The following is a 20,140-nucleotide window of genomic DNA, read 5'->3' as shown; positions in this document are numbered from 1 at the left end:
CATAGCACGACGATAATATAAACGCAGCAATGGGTTTATCGACTTTTGACCATTGACCAATTTGAAATCGGACACTCGAGGTTTACATATGAACAAAAACAGAGGGTTTACGCCTCTGGCGATCGTTCTGATGCTCTCAGGCAGCTTAGCGCTTACAGGATGTGACGACAAACAGGCCCAACAAGGTGGCCAGCAGATGCCCGCTGTTGGGGTAGTAACAGTCAAAACTGAACCTCTGCAGATCACAACCGAGCTTCCGGGTCGCACCAGTGCCTACCGGATCGCAGAAGTTCGTCCTCAAGTTAGCGGGATTATCCTGAAGCGTAATTTCAAAGAAGGTAGCGACATCGAAGCAGGTGTCTCTCTCTATCAGATTGATCCTGCGACCTATCAGGCGGCGTACGACAGTGCAAAGGGCGATCTGGCTAAAGCGCAGGCAGCAGCCAATATCGCGCAATTGACTGTTAATCGTTACCAGAAGCTGCTGGGTACTCAGTACATCAGTAAGCAAGAGTACGATCAGGCGCTGGCTGATGCGCAACAGGCAAATGCGGCTGTCACTGCGGCGAAAGCGGCTGTTGAAACCGCGCGCATCAATCTGGCTTACACCAAAGTCACCTCTCCGATTACCGGTCGTATTGGTAAATCGAACGTGACGGAAGGCGCATTGGTGCAAAACGGTCAGGCAACTGCGCTGGCGACCGTGCAGCAACTGGATCCGATCTACGTTGATGTTACTCAGTCCAGTAACGATTTCCTGCGTCTGAAACAAGAACTCGCCAACGGCACACTGAAGCAAGAGAACGGTAAAGCCAAAGTGTCGCTGATCACCAGTGACGGCATTAAGTTCCCGCAGGACGGTACGCTGGAGTTCTCTGACGTTACCGTTGATCAGACCACCGGTTCTATCACTTTACGCGCTATCTTCCCGAACCCGGATCACACCCTGCTGCCGGGTATGTTCGTGCGCGCACGTCTGGAAGAAGGGCTTAATCCAACCGCCATTTTAGTTCCGCAACAAGGTGTAACTCGTACACCACGCGGCGAAGCTACCGTACTGGTCGTTGGCGCGGATGACAAAGTGGAAACTCGTCCGATCGTCGCAAGCCAGGCCATTGGCGATAAGTGGCTGGTGACTGAGGGGCTGAAAGCAGGCGAACGAGTAGTAGTAAGTGGGCTGCAGAAAGTGCGTCCTGGTGTCCAGGTGAAAGCACAAGAGATAACCGCTGATAACAACCAGCAAGACGCAAGCGGTGCTCAGCCTGAACAGTCCAAGTCTTAACTTAAACAGGAGCCGTTAAGACATGCCTAATTTCTTTATTGATCGCCCGATTTTTGCGTGGGTGATCGCCATCATCATCATGTTGGCAGGGGGGCTGGCGATCCTCAAACTGCCGGTGGCGCAATATCCTACGATTGCACCGCCGGCAGTAACGATCTCCGCTTCCTATCCTGGCGCTGATGCAAAAACAGTGCAGGATACTGTTACACAGGTTATCGAACAGAATATGAACGGTATCGATAACCTGATGTACATGTCCTCCAACAGTGACTCCACGGGTACTGTGCAGATCACCCTGACCTTTGAGTCTGGTACTGATGCGGATATTGCTCAGGTTCAGGTGCAGAACAAACTGCAACTGGCGATGCCATTACTGCCGCAGGAAGTACAGCAGCAAGGGGTGAGCGTTGAGAAATCTTCCAGTAGCTTCCTGATGGTTGTCGGCGTTATCAACACCGATGGCTCCATGACGCAGGAGGATATCTCTGACTATGTAGCGGCGAATATGAAAGATGCCATCAGCCGTACATCAGGCGTCGGTGACGTTCAGCTGTTCGGTTCACAGTATGCAATGCGTATCTGGATGAACCCGAATGAGCTGAACAAATACCAGTTAACGCCGGTTGATGTCATTACTGCTATCAAAGCACAGAACGCCCAGGTCGCAGCCGGTCAGCTCGGTGGTACGCCGCCGGTGAAAGGCCAGCAGCTTAATGCCTCTATTATTGCTCAGACGCGTCTGACCTCCACTGAAGAGTTCGGCAAAATTCTGCTGAAAGTGAATCAGGACGGTTCCCGCGTACTGCTGCGTGATGTGGCGAAAATTGAGCTGGGTGGTGAGAACTACGACATCATCGCGGAGTTTAACGGACAACCCGCTTCTGGTCTGGGTATCAAACTGGCGACCGGTGCGAACGCGCTGGATACGGCTGCGGCTATCCGTGCTGAACTGGCGAAGATGGAGCCGTTCTTCCCGTCGGGTCTGAAAATCGTTTACCCGTACGACACTACGCCGTTCGTGAAAATCTCCATTCACGAAGTGGTTAAAACGCTGGTTGAAGCGATCATCCTCGTGTTCCTGGTAATGTATCTGTTCTTGCAGAACTTCCGCGCGACGTTGATTCCAACCATTGCCGTTCCGGTGGTATTGCTGGGAACCTTTGCGGTCCTTGCAGCCTTTGGCTTCTCGATAAACACGCTAACGATGTTCGGGATGGTGCTCGCTATCGGCCTGTTGGTGGATGACGCCATCGTTGTCGTAGAAAACGTGGAACGTGTGATGGCGGAAGAAGGTTTGCCGCCGAAAGAAGCCACTCGTAAATCGATGGGGCAGATTCAGGGCGCGCTGGTTGGTATCGCGATGGTGCTCTCTGCGGTATTCGTACCGATGGCCTTCTTCGGCGGTTCGACTGGTGCAATCTATCGTCAGTTCTCCATTACCATTGTTTCGGCAATGGCACTGTCAGTACTGGTGGCGTTGATCCTGACTCCGGCGCTTTGTGCGACCATGCTAAAACCTATCGCTAAAGGCGATCACGGTGAAGGCAAAAAAGGCTTCTTTGGCTGGTTTAACCGCATGTTCGAGAAGAGCACGCACCACTACACCGACAGCGTAGGCGGTATTCTGCGCAGTACGGGGCGTTATCTGGTGCTGTATCTGATCATCGTGGTCGGCATGGCCTATCTGTTTGTGCGTCTGCCAAGCTCCTTCTTGCCGGATGAAGACCAGGGCGTATTTATGACCATGGTTCAGCTGCCTGCAGGCGCAACGCAGGAACGCACGCAGAAAGTGCTCAACGAAGTGACGAATTACTATCTGACCAAAGAAAAGAACAACGTTGAGTCGGTGTTCGCCGTTAACGGCTTCGGCTTTGCGGGACGTGGTCAGAACACGGGTATTGCGTTCGTTTCGTTGAAGGACTGGGCTGACCGTCCGGGTGATGAGAACAAAGTTGAAGCAATTACCACGCGTGCAACGCGCGCCTTCTCGCAGATTAAAGATGCGATGGTGTTCGCCTTTAACCTGCCTGCGATTGTGGAACTGGGTACGGCAACCGGTTTTGACTTTGAGTTGATTGACCAGGCCGGCCTCGGTCACGAAAAACTGACCCAGGCACGTAACCAGTTGCTGGGCGAAGCAGCGAAACATCCTGATCTGCTGACCAGCGTGCGTCCAAACGGTCTGGAAGACACGCCGCAGTTTAAGATTGATATCGACCAGGAAAAAGCTCAGGCGCTGGGTGTTTCTATCAACGACATTAACACCACTCTGGGTGCGGCATGGGGTGGCAGCTACGTGAACGACTTTATCGACCGTGGTCGTGTGAAGAAAGTTTACGTGATGTCAGAAGCGAAATACCGCATGTTGCCGGAAGATATCGGTAACTGGTATGTCCGCGCTGCTAATGGTCAGATGGTGCCATTCTCGGCGTTCTCCTCTTCCCGTTGGGAATACGGTTCGCCACGTCTGGAACGTTACAACGGTCTGCCATCCATGGAGATCTTAGGTCAGGCGGCACCGGGTAAGAGTACCGGTGAAGCGATGGCGTTGATGGAACAACTGGCGAGCAAACTGCCTACGGGGGTTGGCTACGACTGGACGGGGATGTCCTATCAGGAACGTCTCTCTGGCAACCAGGCGCCTTCGCTGTACGCAATTTCGTTGATTGTGGTGTTCCTGTGTCTGGCGGCGCTGTATGAGAGCTGGTCGATTCCGTTCTCCGTTATGCTGGTTGTTCCGCTGGGGGTTATCGGTGCGTTGCTGGCAGCCACCTTCCGTGGCTTAACCAATGACGTATACTTCCAGGTGGGCCTGCTTACAACCATTGGGCTGTCGGCGAAGAACGCGATACTTATCGTCGAATTCGCCAAAGACTTGATGGATAAAGAAGGTAAAGGTCTGATTGAAGCAACTCTGGACGCGGTGCGTATGCGTTTACGCCCAATCCTGATGACCTCACTGGCGTTTATCCTCGGTGTTATGCCGCTGGTTATCAGCACTGGTGCTGGTTCCGGAGCACAAAACGCAGTAGGGACCGGCGTAATGGGCGGGATGGTGACGGCAACGGTACTGGCAATCTTCTTCGTTCCGGTGTTCTTTGTGGTGGTTCGCCGCCGCTTTAGTCGCAAGAATGAAGATATCGAACATAACCATACTGTCGATCATCATTGATAGATCTCGTAATCACTAAGGCCGCGTAAGCGGCCTTTTTAATACGTATAATCTTAAAATAACAATGTTTACAGCTAAGCTCACAAACGGAAGTTAGTTTTAACGCTACATAAAATTCATAAAAAATGCTTATTGTTAGTTAATTTATATTAAGTGGTAGCAATAGGTATAATAACCCATAGACATCTAGAGGCTATTCTTAATTATTTGCGGCAATCCTTTATTTATTCATATCAATTACATCATAATCAGAGTAATCCTGGGTATTAGTGTGACAAATTCCCGTCTCATTTTATCACCCCCGACGCAAGGATCCTGATTACGTTATGAATAGCATCAAACAAACTGCTTTAGCCTTTACGTGGTTGATGCAAGGTGAAAAAGTAAGCCTTTTCCCTCTCCTCCCACTAATTGTAATTTTTCGTAATAATGCGATGAAAACCTTCATAGAGTGGATTATAGTTAATCTAACAACTGTGAGGGCAAGTCCAGGTCAGTAGGTTTTCCCACCCCGAAAGGTGTCCGTTAGTTCAACCACTAAGAAGGGGACGCGTTATGGATGAATACTCACCAAAAAGACATGATATTGCACAGCTTAAATTTCTCTGCGAAACCCTGTATCATGACTGTCTTGCAAACCTTGAAGAAAGCAATCATGGTTGGGTTAACGACCCTACCTCGGCTATCAATCTGCAGCTAAATGAACTCATTGAGCATATTGCGACCTTCGCACTTAATTACAAAATTAAGTATAATGAAGACAATAAGCTCATTGAGCAGATAGATGAATATCTGGACGACACCTTTATGTTGTTCAGTAGTTATGGTATTAATATGCAGGATCTCCAGAAATGGCGGAAGTCAGGTAACCGACTGTTCCGTTGTTTTGTGAACGCCACTAAAGAGAATCCTGCGAGTTTATCTTGTTCTAATTATTACAACCATGGGTAGAAGTATGTCCGATAAGCCTTTAACGAAAACCGATTATTTGATGCGTTTGCGTCGTTGTCAGACAATTGACACGCTGGAACGTGTTATCGAGAAAAATAAATACGAATTATCAGATAATGAACTGGCGGTATTTTACTCAGCCGCAGATCACCGTCTTGCAGAATTGACCATGAATAAGCTTTACGACAAAATCCCTTCCTCGGTGTGGAAATTTATTCGATAATTAAACAGTATAACCCCTGAACTATAACCATCTGTTTATTAGACATATTTTATTTTTACTATGACGACATGCCGCGTGTTACCTCCGTCACACAGAGGTAACGGGAACGTTCTCATCACTGACATTTCGTATTACTGTGTTGCCCCATTTCCAGCAACCGGGTCGTCAGTAATGAGCACAGAAAAAGAAAAGATGATTGCTGGTGAGTTGTATCGCTCGGCAGATGAGACTTTATCTCGCGATCGCCTGCGCGCTCGTCAGCTTATTCACCAATACAATCATTCCTTGCCGGAAGATCAATCATTACGCCAACAAATCCTCACCGATTTACTCGGTCAGGTTGCGGATGCGTATATTGAGCCCTCCTTTCGCTGCGACTATGGCTATAACATTTTTCTCGGTAAAGGGTTTTACGCGAACTTCGATTGCGTGATGCTTGATGTCTGCCCTATTCGTATAGGCGATAATTGTATGCTGGCGCCTGGCGTCCATATTTATACCGCGACCCATCCTGTCGATCCCGTAGCACGTAATAGCGGTGCTGAACTAGGGAAACCGGTGACTATCGGTAACAACGTCTGGATTGGTGGTCGTGCCATCATTAACCCGGGGGTTACTATTGGCGATAACGTCGTAGTGGCATCAGGAGCCGTCGTCACCAAAGATGTCCCTGATAATGTTGTCGTAGGCGGTAACCCGGCCAGAATCATTAAAAAACTGTAACTACAATTTGCAACTGTTATGCAAAATTGTAGTTAATCTGTTACTTTTCTCATATCATTCCCACGTTAAAATAGGGTGTTCCCTGGAGAGTTGCAGATACCACGAAGGCAAAAGATGACCGAAATACAACGCCTGCTGACCGAAACGATAGAGTCTCTGAATACGCGCGAAAAACGCGACAACAAGCCCCGCTTTAGTATCAGTTTTATCCGCAAACATCCGGGGCTGTTTATTGGCATGTATGTTGCCTTTTTTGCCACGCTGGCAGTGATGTTGCAGTCCGAAACCCTGTCAGGTTCAGTCTGGCTCCTGGTAGTGTTATTCATCCTGCTCAACGGTTTCTTCTTTTTTGATGTCTACCCACGCTACCGCTACGAAGATATCGACGTACTGGATTTTCGCGTTTGCTATAACGGCGAATGGTATAACACGCGCTTTGTCCCTGCTGCGCTGGTTGAAACCATACTGAACTCGCCGCGTGTCGCGAATATCCACAAAGAACAGTTGCAAAAAATGATCGCCCGTAAAGGTGAGCTGTCTTTTTACGATATTTTCACCCTGGCTCGCGCCGAATCAACATCTTAAGTCAGGATTTCACACCAGGCGTAAGCTCTGCGCCTGGTCAATTGACAATGATCGTTGCCACCCATCATTTCATGAAATACTGACCTTACCCACTTATCTCCTGCCAGCCTTTTTTCACAATCAGATATACTTTCCCTACACTGTGTTAATAAGGACATGCTGGTGAGAACACGACATCTGGTCGGCCTGATTTCGGGAGTACTGATTCTTTCAGTACTGCTGCCTGTCGGCTTAAGCATCTGGCTGGCCCATCAGCAGGTAGAAGCGTCGTTTGTTGAAGAGCTGAATACCTATTCCTCCCGCGTCGCTATTCGGGCCAATAAAGTGGCGACGCAAGGAAAAGATGCACTACAAGAGCTGGAAAGATGGCAAGGCGGAGCCTGTAGTGAAGAGCATCTCATGGAAATGCGCCGGGTTTCATACAGCTATCGCTATATTCAGGAAGTGGTTTATATCGATAACAACGTTCCCCAATGCTCTTCTCTGGAACATGAAAGCCCACCGGATACCTTCCCGGAGCCGGGGAAGATTTCAAAAGATGGTTATCGGGTCTGGTTAACCTCACACAATGACTTAGGTATTACCCGTTACATGGTTGCTATGGGAACCGCACATTATGTAGTGATGATCGACCCCGCTTCCTTTATCGACGTGATTCCTTATAGCTCATGGCAAATTGATGCCGCCATTATTGGCAATGCCCATAATATTGTCATAACCAGCAGCGACGAAATTGCCCGGGGTATTATTACCCAACTGCAAAAAACCCCCGGTGAGCATATCGAAAATAATGGGATCATTTACGATATTCTGCCCTTCCCGGAGATGAATATTTCCATCATCACCTGGGCTTCAACGAAAATGTTGCAAAAAGGCTGGCATCGGCAGGTCTTTATCTGGTTGCCTGTAGGGTTGTTAATTGGCCTGCTGGCAGCAATGTTTGTGTTGCGCATTTTGCGCCGTATCCAGTCTCCGCATCATCGCCTGCAGGATGCCATCGAAAATCGTGATATTTGCGTGCACTACCAGCCGATTGTCTCCTTAGCCAATGGCAAAATTGTCGGAGCTGAAGCACTGGCGCGCTGGCCGCAGACAGACGGTAGTTGGTTGTCGCCAGATAGTTTTATTCCGCTGGCACAGCAAACGGGTCTTTCTGAGCCACTGACGCTGCTGATTATAAGAAACGTGTTTGAAGATATGGGCGACTGGCTGCGACAGCACCCGGAACAACATATTTCCATCAATCTTGAATCCACCGTGCTCGCCTCGGAAAAAATTCCACAACTGCTGCGAGACATGATCAATCACTACCAGGTTAACCCCAAACAGATCGCTCTTGAACTCACTGAACGTGAGTTTGCCGCTCCGAAAACCAGCGCCCCGATAATTTCTCGCTACCGGGAGGCGGGCCATGAAATTTATCTCGATGATTTTGGTACGGGGTATTCAAGTTTAAGTTATTTACAGGATCTGGATGTCGACATTCTGAAGATCGATAAATCTTTCGTTGATGCGCTGGAATATAAAAACGTCACACCGCATATCATCGAAATGGCAAAAACGTTGAAACTGAAAATGGTGGCGGAAGGGATCGAAACGGGTAAACAGGAAGAGTGGCTACGTCAGCATGGCGTGCATTACGGTCAGGGTTGGCTGTACAGCAAAGCGTTGCCAAAAGAAGATTTCATACGCTGGGCAGAATACCATCTGTAAATTTTGGGGGCTGGCGGCACGCCGCACAGCCCGTCACGCTACTCGTCGATGATTGACTCAAACCCACCGTAAATCATCCGTTTGCCATCAAACGGCATTGATTCGCCGAACTCTTTCATTCGTGGGTCAGACATCATTTTTTGATTGGCAGCGTCGCGGACCTCTTTTGAAGGATATTCAATCCAGCTAAACACCACTTCCTCATTCTCTTCCGCTTTCACTGCCATGCGAAAATCGGTCACTTTGCCGTCTGGCACATCGCTGGCCCAACATTCAACAATGCGAAGCGCGCCAAACTCTTTAAACAGTGGCGCGGCCTTTGCGGCCATTTCTCGATAGGCATCTTTATTTTCGGCAGGAACAGCAACCACAAAACCATCAACATACTTCATCAGAAATACCTCCGAAGCGTACTGCGCAGCCAGACAATTCTTGCGGCGTCAGTCGTGGTTAAAGTTTAGCCATATTAGGATTTTTTGACGAAACGGCGGGAGCAGAAATGGGTGGGGGCCCTGCCAGCTACATCCCGGCACACGCGTCATCTGCCTTGGCTGCTTCCTTCCGGACCTGACCTGGTAAACAGAGTAGCGTTGCGGGAGAACCAACAGAGCCCCCATTGAGAGCGTTGAGAACCAACGCGCAGGCGCATTATCACTGCTGCCCCTGCTAATTGCAACCCATTGCGTGCCGGATGCTGGTTTCTTGCGCAATGCGGCTTCACTCTGGCGTTTTTCCAGATTATGCTGAAAAATTACCTCAGGAAGAAAAGATGGAAAAAGAAGATTCATTTCCCCAACGCGTCTGGCAAATCGTCGCCGCTATTCCCGAAGGCTACGTCACCACTTACGGCGATGTCGCGAAACTGGCGGGATCACCCCGCGCCGCACGCCAGGTCGGTGGAGTATTAAAGCGTCTACCCGAAGGCAGCACCCTCCCCTGGCATCGGGTGGTTAATCGTCACGGCACAATTTCGTTAACCGGCCCGGATTTGCAGCGTCAACGGCAGGCATTACTGGCAGAAGGCGTGATGGTATCGGGAAGCGGGCAAATCGACTTACAGCGTTATCGCTGGGATTACTAACCCTCTCCAGGCGGAGAGGGTTAATGGCGCTTAGTATTGCGTAGGGGCCGGAACTGCCGAAGACGGATTCACCTGAGTTGGTGAAGTCGAAGGTACGGTAGTCGTCGCACCACCGCTGGCCTGAACCGGCACGGCGGTTTGCTGAACCGGCACTAATGTCAGGTCAGCTTTGGTTCCGCCCTGATTGATCACCGGTTGAACGGTATCGGTGATAAACACCAGTTTGTCGTTCACGGTAACCGCCGCACTCAACAGGATACGTGCGTTCGGTTGAACGTCTGCCGGGTTAAATGGCAGAACAAAACTGAACGGTGACTGTTTACCTTCGGTACGTACTGCTTTCTGCGCCAGAACTTTAGAAGGCGCATCCGCTAACGACGCGTCAGAAAGTGTCACGGTCAGCACGGCATCAGGCGGCAGTGCGACTTTCTGACGGATCCAGACCGTACCGGAAACATTCGGTTGTTGTATAGCAGGTTGCTGTGTCGCTGCAATAGACGTATTTGCAGCCGGTGCTGGCGTCTGGATATCCGCGCTTTTATCCGCGCAAGCCGCCAACGCAATCGCAACCGCTAAACCACTGGCCATGTGCACGAGTTTCATTCACTTCTCCTTATTATCAATGCACCAGCGGGCTAACTTTCCTCGCCGGAAGAGTGGTTAACAAAATAGTAACGTCAATAAGTGTGGCACATGTCACGTATTAACGCCTGCATTTAGCCCGTAATTCAGACCATTGCACCCATCGGACCAGTACCAAAATTGCGTTATACTCAACTCACTTTGGCTTGCTGCGGCAGCTTTGTTACTGGAGAGTTATATGAGTCAGGCGCTAAAAAATTTACTGACATTGTTAAATCTGGAAAAAATTGAGGAAGGACTCTTTCGCGGCCAGAGTGAAGATTTAGGTTTACGCCAGGTCTTTGGTGGCCAGGTTGTGGGTCAGGCCTTGTATGCTGCAAAAGAAACTGTCCCTGAAGAGCGTCTGGTACATTCGTTTCACAGCTACTTTCTTCGCCCAGGCGATAGTAAAAAGCCGATTATTTATGATGTTGAAACGCTGCGTGACGGTAACAGCTTCAGCGCCCGTCGGGTTGCTGCTATTCAAAACGGTAAACCGATTTTTTATATGACGGCCTCTTTCCAGGCACCAGAGACCGGATTCGAGCACCAAAAAGCAATGCCGCCCGCACCAGCACCTGATGGTCTGCCTTCAGAAACGCAAATCGCCCAATCGCTGGCGCACCTGCTGCCGCCAGTGTTGAAAGATAAATTCATCTGCGATCGTCCGCTGGAAGTCCGTCCGGTGGAATTTCATAACCCGCTGAAAGGTCACGTCGCAGAACCTCATCGTCAGGTATGGATCCGCGCAAATGGTAGCGTGCCAGATGATCTGCGCGTTCATCAGTACTTACTCGGTTACGCTTCTGATCTTAACTTCCTGCCTGTTGCCCTGCAGCCGCACGGCATCGGTTTTCTCGAGCCGGGGATCCAGATTGCCACCATCGACCATTCGATGTGGTTCCATCGTCCGTTTAATCTGAACGAATGGCTGTTGTATAGCGTGGAGAGCACATCTGCTTCCAGCGCACGCGGCTTTGTGCGCGGAGAGTTTTATACCCAGGACGGCGTGCTGGTTGCCTCGACCGTTCAGGAAGGGGTAATGCGTAATCACAATTAAAAAAACAGCCGGAGGTGAAAACCGTCCGGCTATTTTTTGCAGTGCTTGTTACGCGTTATAAGCATTTTCGCCGTGACTGTTAACGTCCAGTCCTTCGCGCTCCTGCTCTTCTGGTACACGCAGGCCAACTGTCAAATCCGCCAGTTTGTAGCCGATAAACGCCACCACACCAGACCAGACAATCGTAATGGCGATGCTTTCCAGCTGTACCAGCAGCTGATGCCCCATCGTCACACCTTCGGCGAAGCCCACACCACCCAGCGAACTGGCGGCAAAAATCCCGGTCATGATACAGCCGACGATGCCACAAACGCCGTGTACCCCAAAGACATCGCAAGGATCATCCACCCGCAGCAAGCGTTTGAGCATGGTAACGCCCCACAAGCCCGCCAGACCAGCTACCACGCCGATAATCAACGCGCCGCCAACACCAATGTAGCCACAGGCAGGCGTCACGCCGACCAGACCGGCAATCGCGCCAGAACACGCCCCCAGCAGTGAAGGCTTACCGCGCAGCGCCCATTCACCGAAGATCCAGCCAAGAATTGCCGCCGCCGTTGCGACCACAGTATTCACAAATGCCAGTGCCGCGATTTCATTCGCCGTGCCCGCTGACCCGGCGTTAAAGCCAAACCAACCGATATAGAGAATGGCAGTACCGGTAAAGACCATTGGCAGGTTGTGCGGTTTAAACGCCTCTTTGCCGAAGCCCACGCGTTTGCCTATCAGATACGCGCCCACCAGACCGGCGATTGCGGCGTTAATGTGCACCACCGTGCCACCCGCGAAATCCAGCGCACCGTGAGAAGCCAGCAAACCACCGCCCCACACCATATGCGCAATCGGAATGTAGGAAAGCGTCAGCCACACCACCACGAAAATTAACACCGCAGAGAAACGAATCCGTTCCGCCAGCGCCCCAACGATCAAGCCGACGGTAATGCAGGCAAACGATCCCTGAAACGCCACGTGGATATACTGATAAATACTGCCCATCACCGCCGTCAGTTCGATGTTTTTCAGCATCAGCCAGTTAATGTTACCAAAGAAGTTGTTACCCTCACCAAACGCCAGCGAGTAGCCGTAAACCACCCAGAGAATACAGACCAGTGCAAACGTCACCGTCACCTGCGTTAGCATCGACAGCACGTTTTTGCCGCGAATCAACCCACCGTAAAACAGGGCAATCCCCGGAATAGTCATAAACAGCACCAGCGCAGTACAAATCATCATAAACGCATTGTCGGCTTTATCGGCCACCGCAGGTGCAGCCATTACCAGTCCCGGCAGCATCGCCAGTGAAGCAAGCCCAGTTTTTATCGTCGCTATTTTCATTTTTCGTTCCTGTTGCTGTGTGCCAGAGATTACAGCGCCGCTTCGTCGGCTTCGCCGGTACGAATACGAATGACGCGTTGCAATTCAGCGACAAAGATTTTGCCGTCGCCAATTTTTCCGGTGTAAGCCGCCTTACTGACGATATCGATCACTTCATCGAGTTGGTCATCAGCAATCGCCACATCAATTTTTACTTTTGGCAGGAAGTTGACGCTGTATTCCGCCCCCCGGTACAGCTCGGCATGTCCTTTCTGACGCCCGAAACCTTTCACTTCGGTGACGGTCAGGCCCTGAATACCAATGGAAGATAACGCTTCACGAACGTCTTCCAGCTTGAATGGTTTGATTATCACGGTCACCAGCTTCATAGATCCCCTCCGGTCAGAATTCGGTAATGGTTCTGCTACACGAAGAAGGTATTGCAAGCGGTATGCCAGAAATGAAAAACGAGAAAGAGAGCAGGAAGTTAAGAAGATTGAAAATGAAAACGCACTATAACAGTGCACAGTGCGTTACATTTTTGCACCACCGATGAAATTTTGCGCTAATCAGGCGCTCAATGATTCCTCTTCACGCACGCTGGCAGCCAGCTCCTCGCCTGCAAGTTGCAGTTGATACATCTGCCAGTAGCGCCCCTGGTCCGCCAGCAGTTGCTGGTGTGTCCCCTGTTCCACCGCCTGACCACGATGGAGCACCAGAATGGTGTCGGCATCGACAATGGTCGATAAGCGGTGAGCAATCACCACCAGCGTGGTATGTTCACGCACCGCCGCCAGTGCGTGCTGGATCGCCTGTTCAGTACCGGAATCGATACTGGCGGTTGCCTCATCAAGGATCAGGATTTGCGGCGTCTCCACCAGCACGCGCGCCAGCGCCAGCAGTTGCTTCTGCCCGACGGAAAGGTTATTCCCCTGCTCGCCCAGCGGCGTATAAATACCGTCGCTCATGCTGCGCGCCAGATCCGCCAGTTGCACGGTTTCCAGTGCCTGCCAGACGCGCGCTTCGGAGATATCGCGCCCCAGCGTCACGTTGGCGAGGAAAGTATCCGCCAGCACCACCGGATCTTGCTGCACCATCGCCACACCCTGGCGTAATGCGCTGTGACTTAGCGAATTTAATGGACGACCGTCGAGACGAATCTCACCTTCCGTTAGCGGGTAATAGCCCATCAATAAACTGGCGAGGGTACTTTTACCGCTGCCGGTATGCCCCACCAGCGCCACAAAGTTACGCGAAGGCACAGAGAGATTAATGTTCTTCAGTACCAGATTGTCATCGCGATAAGCAAATGACACGTTATCGACTTCGATGGTGCCACTCTGTAACGGGCGATCATCATTGCCATATTGCTGACGCGGCCCATCCATCAGTTCGAACACGCGTTCACCCGCCACCACAGCCTGTTGCAGCATCGCCTGTTGCGTGGTCAGTTCGATTAAGGGTTCGTTAAGCCGCCCAAGATAGCTGATAAACGCATACAGCACGCCCACTTCAATGGTGCCGCTGGCGGAGAAGCCAAACAGCATTAACAAGCCACAAAGAATGAGCGATGAAAACAGACTCAGCAGCGGACGCAGCAGAAAACCGTCGAGGCGCAGGGTTTGCATCCTCGCCATATAGTGTGAACGACTGGCCTCCCCCATACGTTCGCCAAATCGCGCCTGCTGACGGAACTGCTGGATAACGCTCATGCCATTGATGATTTCGTTAAAGCCGTCGTTGATATCCGCCAGATAGGCGCGCACACGGCGGACAATCGGCGTACTGTAACGCTGGTATATCACCATCACCACCAGCACCACCGGGAAAATCATTATCGCCACCAGTGCCATTCTCCAGTCGAGGCTGAACATCGCCACCAGCATCGCACCCACCAGTGCGGCGCTGCGCAGGACAGTTGCCACTACGGTAACGTAGAGGTCGCGGATCACTTCAGTGTCATTAGTGACGCGGGAAATCACCTGACCGACCGGCTGGGTATCAAACTCGCTTAATGGCTGGCGTAGCGCAGCATCCATCACATCCGTTCGCAACTGTTGTACCACGCCAACCGCCGCCCGATTAAACAACAGCGACTGTGCGTAGTGCAGTCCAGCGGCAAACAGTTGCAGCCCAACATACGCCGCCGCCAGACCGGCAACCACTTTCAACGGCAGATTATTTTTTGCCACCATATTATCGATGAAATAGCTGATGAGTAGCGGTCCACTGACTTCTGCCGCCGCCGCAATCCACATCATCAGAACCGCAATCCCCAGCGGTTTACGCCACGGCGAACCATACGCTAACAGGCGCTTGAGAGTCGGCCACAGTTGGCTAAAACTACGCATCGGCGGCCTCCTCGCGAATTTCCGGAGCGTCGTCGAGCGCCGCCTCCAGTTGTTGATAGCGATACATATCGCGATACCAGCCGCTTTGTTGCGCCAGCGCATCATGATTGCCACGCTGGGCGATGTGTCCGTGTTGCATCACAATTATTTCACTGGCTTCTGTCAGTGCAGAAAGTCGATGGGCGCTGATAATCACCGTTCTCCCCTGCCCCCACTGACGCAGGTTATGCAGGATCTGATGCTCTGTGCGTCCGTCCACCGCCGAAAGCGCATCATCCAGAATAAGGATTTCCGCGTTGACTAATAACGCACGAGCAATGGAGATACGCTGCTTTTGCCCACCGGAAAGCATCACGCCGCGCTCGCCCACTTCAGTGTCGTAACCTTGCGGTAGACGCAAAATATCGTCATGTACGCTGGCTAACCGCGCTACGTGTTCAATCTCTTGCTGGGTGGCATTCGGGCAACCCAGCGCGATGTTATTCGCCACGGTGTCGGAAAAAAGGAACGGCGTCTGGCTGACCACCGCCAGGCGGCTACGCCAGCTATCGAGTTGAAGCTGCGTCAGGGGAATATCATGAAAGCGAATATCCCCCTCGCTGACGTCGAAATGACGCTGAATGAGTGACAGCAGGGTACTTTTGCCAGAACCGGTCGGCCCGCAAATACCCAGCATCTGACCGGGTTTGAGTGCGAAACTGACATTCTCCAGCGCAGGATGATCAGTTTGTGGATAAGTAAACTGGCGAATATTTACATCCAGTTCGCCACGCCCTTGCGGCACTGGTTCGCTACCATCATTCACCACCGGCGCTTCAGCCAGCATCGTCCGAATACGGCTATATGCCGCGCTGCCGCGTTCCACAATGTTAAACATCCAGGCCAGCGCCAGCATCGGCCAAATCATTAACCCCAGATACATCATAAAACTGGTGAGCTGCCCCAGCGTTAAGCTGCCCTGCACCACCATCCAGCTTCCCCCGCCAATCGCCAGCAAATTCGCCATGCCAATCGCGATATAGATTGTCGGATCAAAACGGGCATCAATACGCGCCACACGCATGTTTTTCTTGCCAGTGTCTTCAGCATCTGCGGCAAATAGCGCCGACTGGCGATCTTCCAGACCAAAGGCTTTGATCATGCGGATACTGGTGAGGCTCTCCTGGGTGCGATCGTTGAGACTAGAAAATGCCGCCTGCGCCAGCTTAAAGCGTTCATGCAAGGCATCGCCGTTGCGCTTAATCATGATTGCCATCACTGGCATCGGTAATAGTGCGAATAAGGTCAACTGCCAGCTAATTTGCGTAGACATCATAATCAACACAGCGCAGCCCATTACCAGTGAATCCACCAGCGTCAGCACCCCTTCTCCGGCGGCAAACACGACGCGATCGACGTCATTGGTCGCACGAGCCATAAGGTCGCCCGTGCGATGACGCAGGTAAAATTCTGGATGCTGGCGACTTAGCTGGCGGTAATAATCTTCACGCAGTTCAACAGCCAGTTGATAAGACGCGCCAAACAGCAGTACGCGCCAGACGTAACGCAGGAGATAAACCACGACTGCAATCAGCACCATGGTGGCGATCCACATCAGGATCTGCCCGGTAGTAAAGTGTTGTTCCGTCACTCCATCGACAACAATACCGACCACTTTCGGCGGAACCAGTTGCAGCATCGCGATAATGACAAGCAAGGCCACAGCCCCGAGATAGCGACGCCATTCCCGACGAAAATACCAGCTTAGTTGAGCAAATAATCGCACGCGTTGTGTCCTGACCTGATTCTGGATATTTATTCGATGGGTAAAGAAGTGGTGTATTTAATCTGTTCCATCGCGAAGCTGGAAGTAACGTCCGACAGCCCTGGAACGCTGTTGACCAGACGCTTATAAAACTCGTCATAGCGTTTCATATCGGCAACCTGAACACGCATCAGATAATCATATTCCCCGGCCATGCGCCAGAACCCCAGCACTTCTGGCATTTCCGTTACCACCGTGACAAAGCGGCAATACCATTCGCTGCTGTGATGTTGCGTTTTAATCAGCACAAAAGCAGTCAGCCCAAGGCCAATTTTTTCCGGATCCAGCAGGGCGACTTTGCCGATAAGGATACCGTCATCCTCCAGCCGTTTCAGACGCTTCCAGCAAGGCGTGGTCGTCAGATTAACGGCTTCTGCCAGTGCCTGCAAAGAGAGGGTGCAATCCTGCTGTAGTAAGGCCAGCAGCTTACGGTCAATTTTATCTAACATCGCCAATCCACAGAGAATTATTTTCTCTTTTAATTCTATTTTAAAGGCGAAATACCGACAATTTATTCTGTGCGGTTTAAACGACACTGCACAAAATGACAAATTCAAAGTAAAAAAAACCGGGCTATTGCCCGGCGCTGGAAGAGATCTCGTTATTCGGGGGAATAAGGTAGATGTGGATTGTCCAGCCAGTGCGTCAAATAGTGAGAGACCGCCTGATTTCGGCAATGTCCAATCACTGGTAAATGAGGGAGTTCCGCGCGCAGTTGCGGCATCGCATTGCCCATAATAAATCCGCTACCGACGCTGCCTAACATTTCGCGATCGTTCATCGCATCACCAAAGGCCATGCAGTCGCGCAGTGAAAAACCTAAATGTTGGGTCAGCACCGCCAACGCCGCGCCTTTATTACACCCCACCGGCAGCACTTCCAGGCAATTAATTGCCGAAAAACACAAATGTGCGCGCTCGCCTAATGCTTCGTTTAGTTGGGTATGCAAGCGCATAAGATCGTCGTGATCGCCACAGAAACAGATCTTGGTGACGCTGTCGAGCGGCATTTTTTTGACATCGATAATCTGATAACGGAAACCGCTATACACAAATGCCTGCAACAATGCTGGGATCTCTTGCCCGGTAAACCAGCCATTGTCATTGAAGATATGCATACTGGCCTGGGTATCCCATTTCTGGTAGAGCACTAATTCCGCCACGCCCGCAGGCAAATCATCACGATGTAAAAGTTCGCCTTCCAGAGAGTGCACGCGCGTACCGTTGCCGGTAATTAAATACGCATCCAGCGATAGCACCCCGATAATATGCTGCATCTCCAGCGCATGGCGACCCGTAGCAAAAGTGAGGGTAATATCGCGTTCACGCAGACGCGCCAGAGTCGAGAGGGTTTTCTCACCTAAATGGTGATCAGGCATCAATAAAGTGCCGTCCATATCAAATGCTGCCAGACGAGCCATTTCTTTCTCCACTCTGTGACACGGTTAATGGTGATTGAGTATCACCTGATATATACGGAAGTAATAGTGAATAGTTAAATAATATTGTTCCGGGTTTATATGCGACTGCTTAACCGTCTTAACCAGTATCAACGTCTGTGGCAACCTTCTGCCGGAGAGCCGCAATCCGTCACCGTCAGCGAACTGGCCGAACGCTGTTTTTGCAGCGAACGCCATGTGCGTACACTATTACGTCAGGCTCAGGAGTCGGGATGGCTGGAGTGGCAGGCGCAGTCAGGACGAGGAAAGCGCGGGCAACTGCGTTTTCTGGTGACACCGGGATCCCTGCGTAATGCGATGATGGAACAGGCACTGGAAACGGGAAAGCAGCAAGATGTGCTGGAGCTGGCGCAACTGGCCCCAGGAGAGCTGCGCACTCTGTTACAGCCGTTTATGGGTGGACAATGGCAAAACGATACGCCGACGTTGCGTATTCCCTATTATCGCCCGCTCGAACCGCTACAACCGGGCTTTTTGCCCGGCCGTGCCGAGCAGCATCTCGCCGGACAGATATTTTCCGGCCTGACCCGCTTCGATAATAATACCCAGCGCCCGATTGGCGATTTAGCGCATCACTGGGAAACCTCTGCTGACGGGTTACGCTGGGACTTTTATCTTCGTTCAACCCTACACTGGCATAACGGCGATGCGGTAAAAGCCTCACACTTACACCAGCGATTATTGATGCTGTTACAACTGCCAGCACTGGATCAATTATTTATTAGCGTGAAGCGTATTGAGGTCACCCATCCGCAGTGTCTGACCTTCTTTTTACATCGCCCCGATTACTGGCTTGCTCACCGGCTGGCGAGCTATTGCAGCCATCTGGCGCATCCGCAATTCCCACTGATTGGCACGGGTCCTTTTCGCTTAACAAAATTCACAGCGGAACTGGTGCGCCTGGAAAGCCATGATTATTACCATTTACGTCATCCGCTGCTTAAAGCGGTTGAGTACTGGATAACCCCACCACTTTTTGAAAAAGATTTGGGAACCAGTTGTCAGCATCCAGTACAAATAACCATCGGTAAACCTGAAGAGTTGCCACGGGTCAGCCAGGTCAGTAGCGGCATCAGTTTAGGTTTTTGCTATTTAACATTGCGCAAAAGTCCCCGACTGTCCCTCTGGCAGGCGCGAAAAGTGATCTCCATTATCCATCAATCCGGTTTACTACAAACGTTAGAAGTCGGAGAAAATCTGATCACTGCCAGTAATGCATTGCTGCCTGGCTGGGCTATTCCACAATGGGATGTACCGAATGAGGTCAAACTACCAGAAACATTAACGTTGGTTTATCACCTGCCAGTGGAACTTCATGCAATGGCAGAACAATTACGAACGACGCTGGCAGCAGAAGGTTGCGAATTAACGACTGTTTTTCATAACGCGAAAAACTGGGACGACACTACCCCACTGGCACAGGCAGATTTGATGATGGGCGACAGGTTAATTGGCGAAGCGCCGGAATATACCCTGGAGCAATGGCTGCGTTGCGATCCACTCTGGTCATATGTTTTCGACGCTCCAGCATATGCACATCTGCAATCGACACTGGATACCGTGCAGTTGATGGCTGATGAAGAAAAGCGGAATAACGCGCTGAAAACCGTGTTTAGCCAGTTAATGGTAGAAGCAACGCTGACGCCGCTGTTCAATTATCACTATCGCATTAGCGCCCCGCCTGGAGTAAATGGTGTGCGACTGACACCGCGCGGCTGGTTTGAATTTACCGAAGCCTGGCTTCCCGCGCCGTCGCAATGAAGCACTGGTCGGGGTTAACCGCAGGCGTTACCATAACGTT

18 protein-coding genes and 1 other RNA gene are annotated in these 20,140 nt (G+C 51.2%); 10 read left to right on the top strand and 9 right to left on the bottom strand.

Annotation, left to right across the window (positions count from 1 at the left end):
• Positions 1-88: 88 nt before the first annotated feature.
• The 7 genes from acrA to pdeB all read left to right on the top strand — a co-directional run bounded on the left by acrA (position 89) and on the right by pdeB (position 8,649).
• On the top strand, positions 89-1,282 hold the full coding sequence (gene acrA / locus WC5_RS09705; protein ID WP_010347661.1) for a multidrug efflux RND transporter periplasmic adaptor subunit AcrA: 1,194 nt from the start codon (positions 89-91) through the stop codon (positions 1,280-1,282).
• A gap of 22 nt (positions 1,283-1,304) precedes the next feature.
• Complete coding sequence (gene acrB / locus WC5_RS09710) at positions 1,305-4,454, top strand: efflux RND transporter permease AcrB (RefSeq protein WP_001132458.1); 3,150 nt, start codon at positions 1,305-1,307, stop codon at positions 4,452-4,454.
• Between the two features lie 555 nt (positions 4,455-5,009).
• Positions 5,010-5,405, top strand: a complete 396-nt coding sequence (gene tomB, locus WC5_RS09715; protein ID WP_000344801.1) for an Hha toxicity modulator TomB — start codon at positions 5,010-5,012, stop codon at positions 5,403-5,405.
• A 4-nt stretch (positions 5,406-5,409) separates the two neighbouring features.
• Positions 5,410-5,628, top strand: a complete 219-nt coding sequence (gene hha, locus WC5_RS09720; protein WP_001280991.1) for a hemolysin expression-modulating protein Hha — start codon at positions 5,410-5,412, stop codon at positions 5,626-5,628.
• Between the two features lie 171 nt (positions 5,629-5,799).
• Positions 5,800-6,351 (top strand): maltose O-acetyltransferase, encoded by a 552-nt coding sequence (gene maa, locus WC5_RS09725; protein WP_000102548.1) that lies wholly within the window; start codon positions 5,800-5,802, stop codon positions 6,349-6,351.
• A gap of 114 nt (positions 6,352-6,465) precedes the next feature.
• Positions 6,466-6,936, top strand: a complete 471-nt coding sequence (locus WC5_RS09730; RefSeq protein ID WP_010351650.1) for a YlaC family protein — start codon at positions 6,466-6,468, stop codon at positions 6,934-6,936.
• A 162-nt stretch (positions 6,937-7,098) separates the two neighbouring features.
• The gene (pdeB, locus tag WC5_RS09735) at positions 7,099-8,649 is read left to right on the top strand and encodes a cyclic di-3',5'-guanosine monophosphate phosphodiesterase PdeB (RefSeq protein WP_016231607.1); all 1,551 of its coding nucleotides are present in this window, start codon (positions 7,099-7,101) and stop codon (positions 8,647-8,649) included.
• 38 nt (positions 8,650-8,687) lie between these two features.
• On the opposite strand, the gene WC5_RS09740 is transcribed toward pdeB, so the two are convergent.
• Together WC5_RS09740 and ffs are read right to left on the bottom strand one after the other, a co-directional pair.
• Positions 8,688-9,041, bottom strand: coding sequence for a DUF1428 domain-containing protein (locus WC5_RS09740; protein WP_000878148.1), 354 nt, complete (start codon positions 9,039-9,041; stop codon positions 8,688-8,690).
• A 118-nt stretch (positions 9,042-9,159) separates the two neighbouring features.
• Positions 9,160-9,256: signal recognition particle sRNA small type (ffs, locus tag WC5_RS24060), an RNA gene on the bottom strand.
• Between the two features lie 162 nt (positions 9,257-9,418).
• Between ffs and WC5_RS09745 the strand changes: the two genes are divergently transcribed.
• Entirely contained in the window at positions 9,419-9,730 is a 312-nt protein-coding gene (locus tag WC5_RS09745; RefSeq protein ID WP_000409909.1) for an MGMT family protein, read from the top strand.
• A 30-nt stretch (positions 9,731-9,760) separates the two neighbouring features.
• Here WC5_RS09745 and WC5_RS09750 read toward each other — a convergent pair whose 3' ends face one another.
• Complete coding sequence (locus WC5_RS09750; RefSeq protein WP_000779815.1) at positions 9,761-10,333, bottom strand: YbaY family lipoprotein; 573 nt, start codon at positions 10,331-10,333, stop codon at positions 9,761-9,763.
• A 217-nt stretch (positions 10,334-10,550) separates the two neighbouring features.
• On the opposite strand from WC5_RS09750, the gene tesB reads away from it, so the two are divergent.
• Positions 10,551-11,411 carry an acyl-CoA thioesterase II gene (gene tesB, locus WC5_RS09755; RefSeq protein ID WP_010351654.1) on the top strand — a complete coding sequence of 287 codons (861 nt, stop codon included), beginning with the start codon at positions 10,551-10,553 and terminating at the stop codon, positions 11,409-11,411.
• A 48-nt stretch (positions 11,412-11,459) separates the two neighbouring features.
• Here tesB and amtB read toward each other — a convergent pair whose 3' ends face one another.
• The 6 genes from amtB to cof form a co-directional block, all read right to left on the bottom strand.
• Positions 11,460-12,746, bottom strand: coding sequence for an ammonium transporter AmtB (amtB, locus tag WC5_RS09760; RefSeq protein ID WP_000685029.1), 1,287 nt, complete (start codon positions 12,744-12,746; stop codon positions 11,460-11,462).
• 29 nt (positions 12,747-12,775) lie between these two features.
• Positions 12,776-13,114, bottom strand: a complete 339-nt coding sequence (glnK, locus tag WC5_RS09765; RefSeq protein WP_000780338.1) for a P-II family nitrogen regulator — start codon at positions 13,112-13,114, stop codon at positions 12,776-12,778.
• Positions 13,115-13,294: 180 nt separating this feature from the next.
• Positions 13,295-15,076, bottom strand: a complete 1,782-nt coding sequence (locus tag WC5_RS09770; protein WP_001256163.1) for a SmdB family multidrug efflux ABC transporter permease/ATP-binding protein — start codon at positions 15,074-15,076, stop codon at positions 13,295-13,297.
• Positions 15,069-16,841 (bottom strand): SmdA family multidrug ABC transporter permease/ATP-binding protein, encoded by a 1,773-nt coding sequence (locus tag WC5_RS09775; protein ID WP_001235639.1) that lies wholly within the window; start codon positions 16,839-16,841, stop codon positions 15,069-15,071. Before WC5_RS09775 ends, WC5_RS09770 begins: the two co-directional genes overlap by 8 nt.
• A gap of 29 nt (positions 16,842-16,870) precedes the next feature.
• Positions 16,871-17,329 (bottom strand): DNA-binding transcriptional regulator DecR, encoded by a 459-nt coding sequence (decR, locus tag WC5_RS09780; RefSeq protein ID WP_000884589.1) that lies wholly within the window; start codon positions 17,327-17,329, stop codon positions 16,871-16,873.
• A gap of 152 nt (positions 17,330-17,481) precedes the next feature.
• Positions 17,482-18,300, bottom strand: a complete 819-nt coding sequence (gene cof, locus WC5_RS09785) for an HMP-PP phosphatase (RefSeq protein ID WP_010351660.1) — start codon at positions 18,298-18,300, stop codon at positions 17,482-17,484.
• Between the two features lie 99 nt (positions 18,301-18,399).
• Between cof and WC5_RS09790 the strand changes: the two genes are divergently transcribed.
• On the top strand, positions 18,400-20,100 hold the full coding sequence (locus WC5_RS09790; RefSeq protein WP_001238154.1) for an SgrR family transcriptional regulator: 1,701 nt from the start codon (positions 18,400-18,402) through the stop codon (positions 20,098-20,100).
• Positions 20,101-20,140 lie beyond the last annotated feature (40 nt).

Origin of the sequence: Escherichia sp. KTE114 (genome assembly GCF_000407765.1) — a bacterium.
GTDB classification, from domain to species: Bacteria; Pseudomonadota; Gammaproteobacteria; order Enterobacterales; family Enterobacteriaceae; genus Escherichia; species Escherichia ruysiae.
The sequence above is the reverse complement of the archived record's forward strand: the minus strand, read 5'-3'. Positions and strand labels throughout refer to the sequence as shown.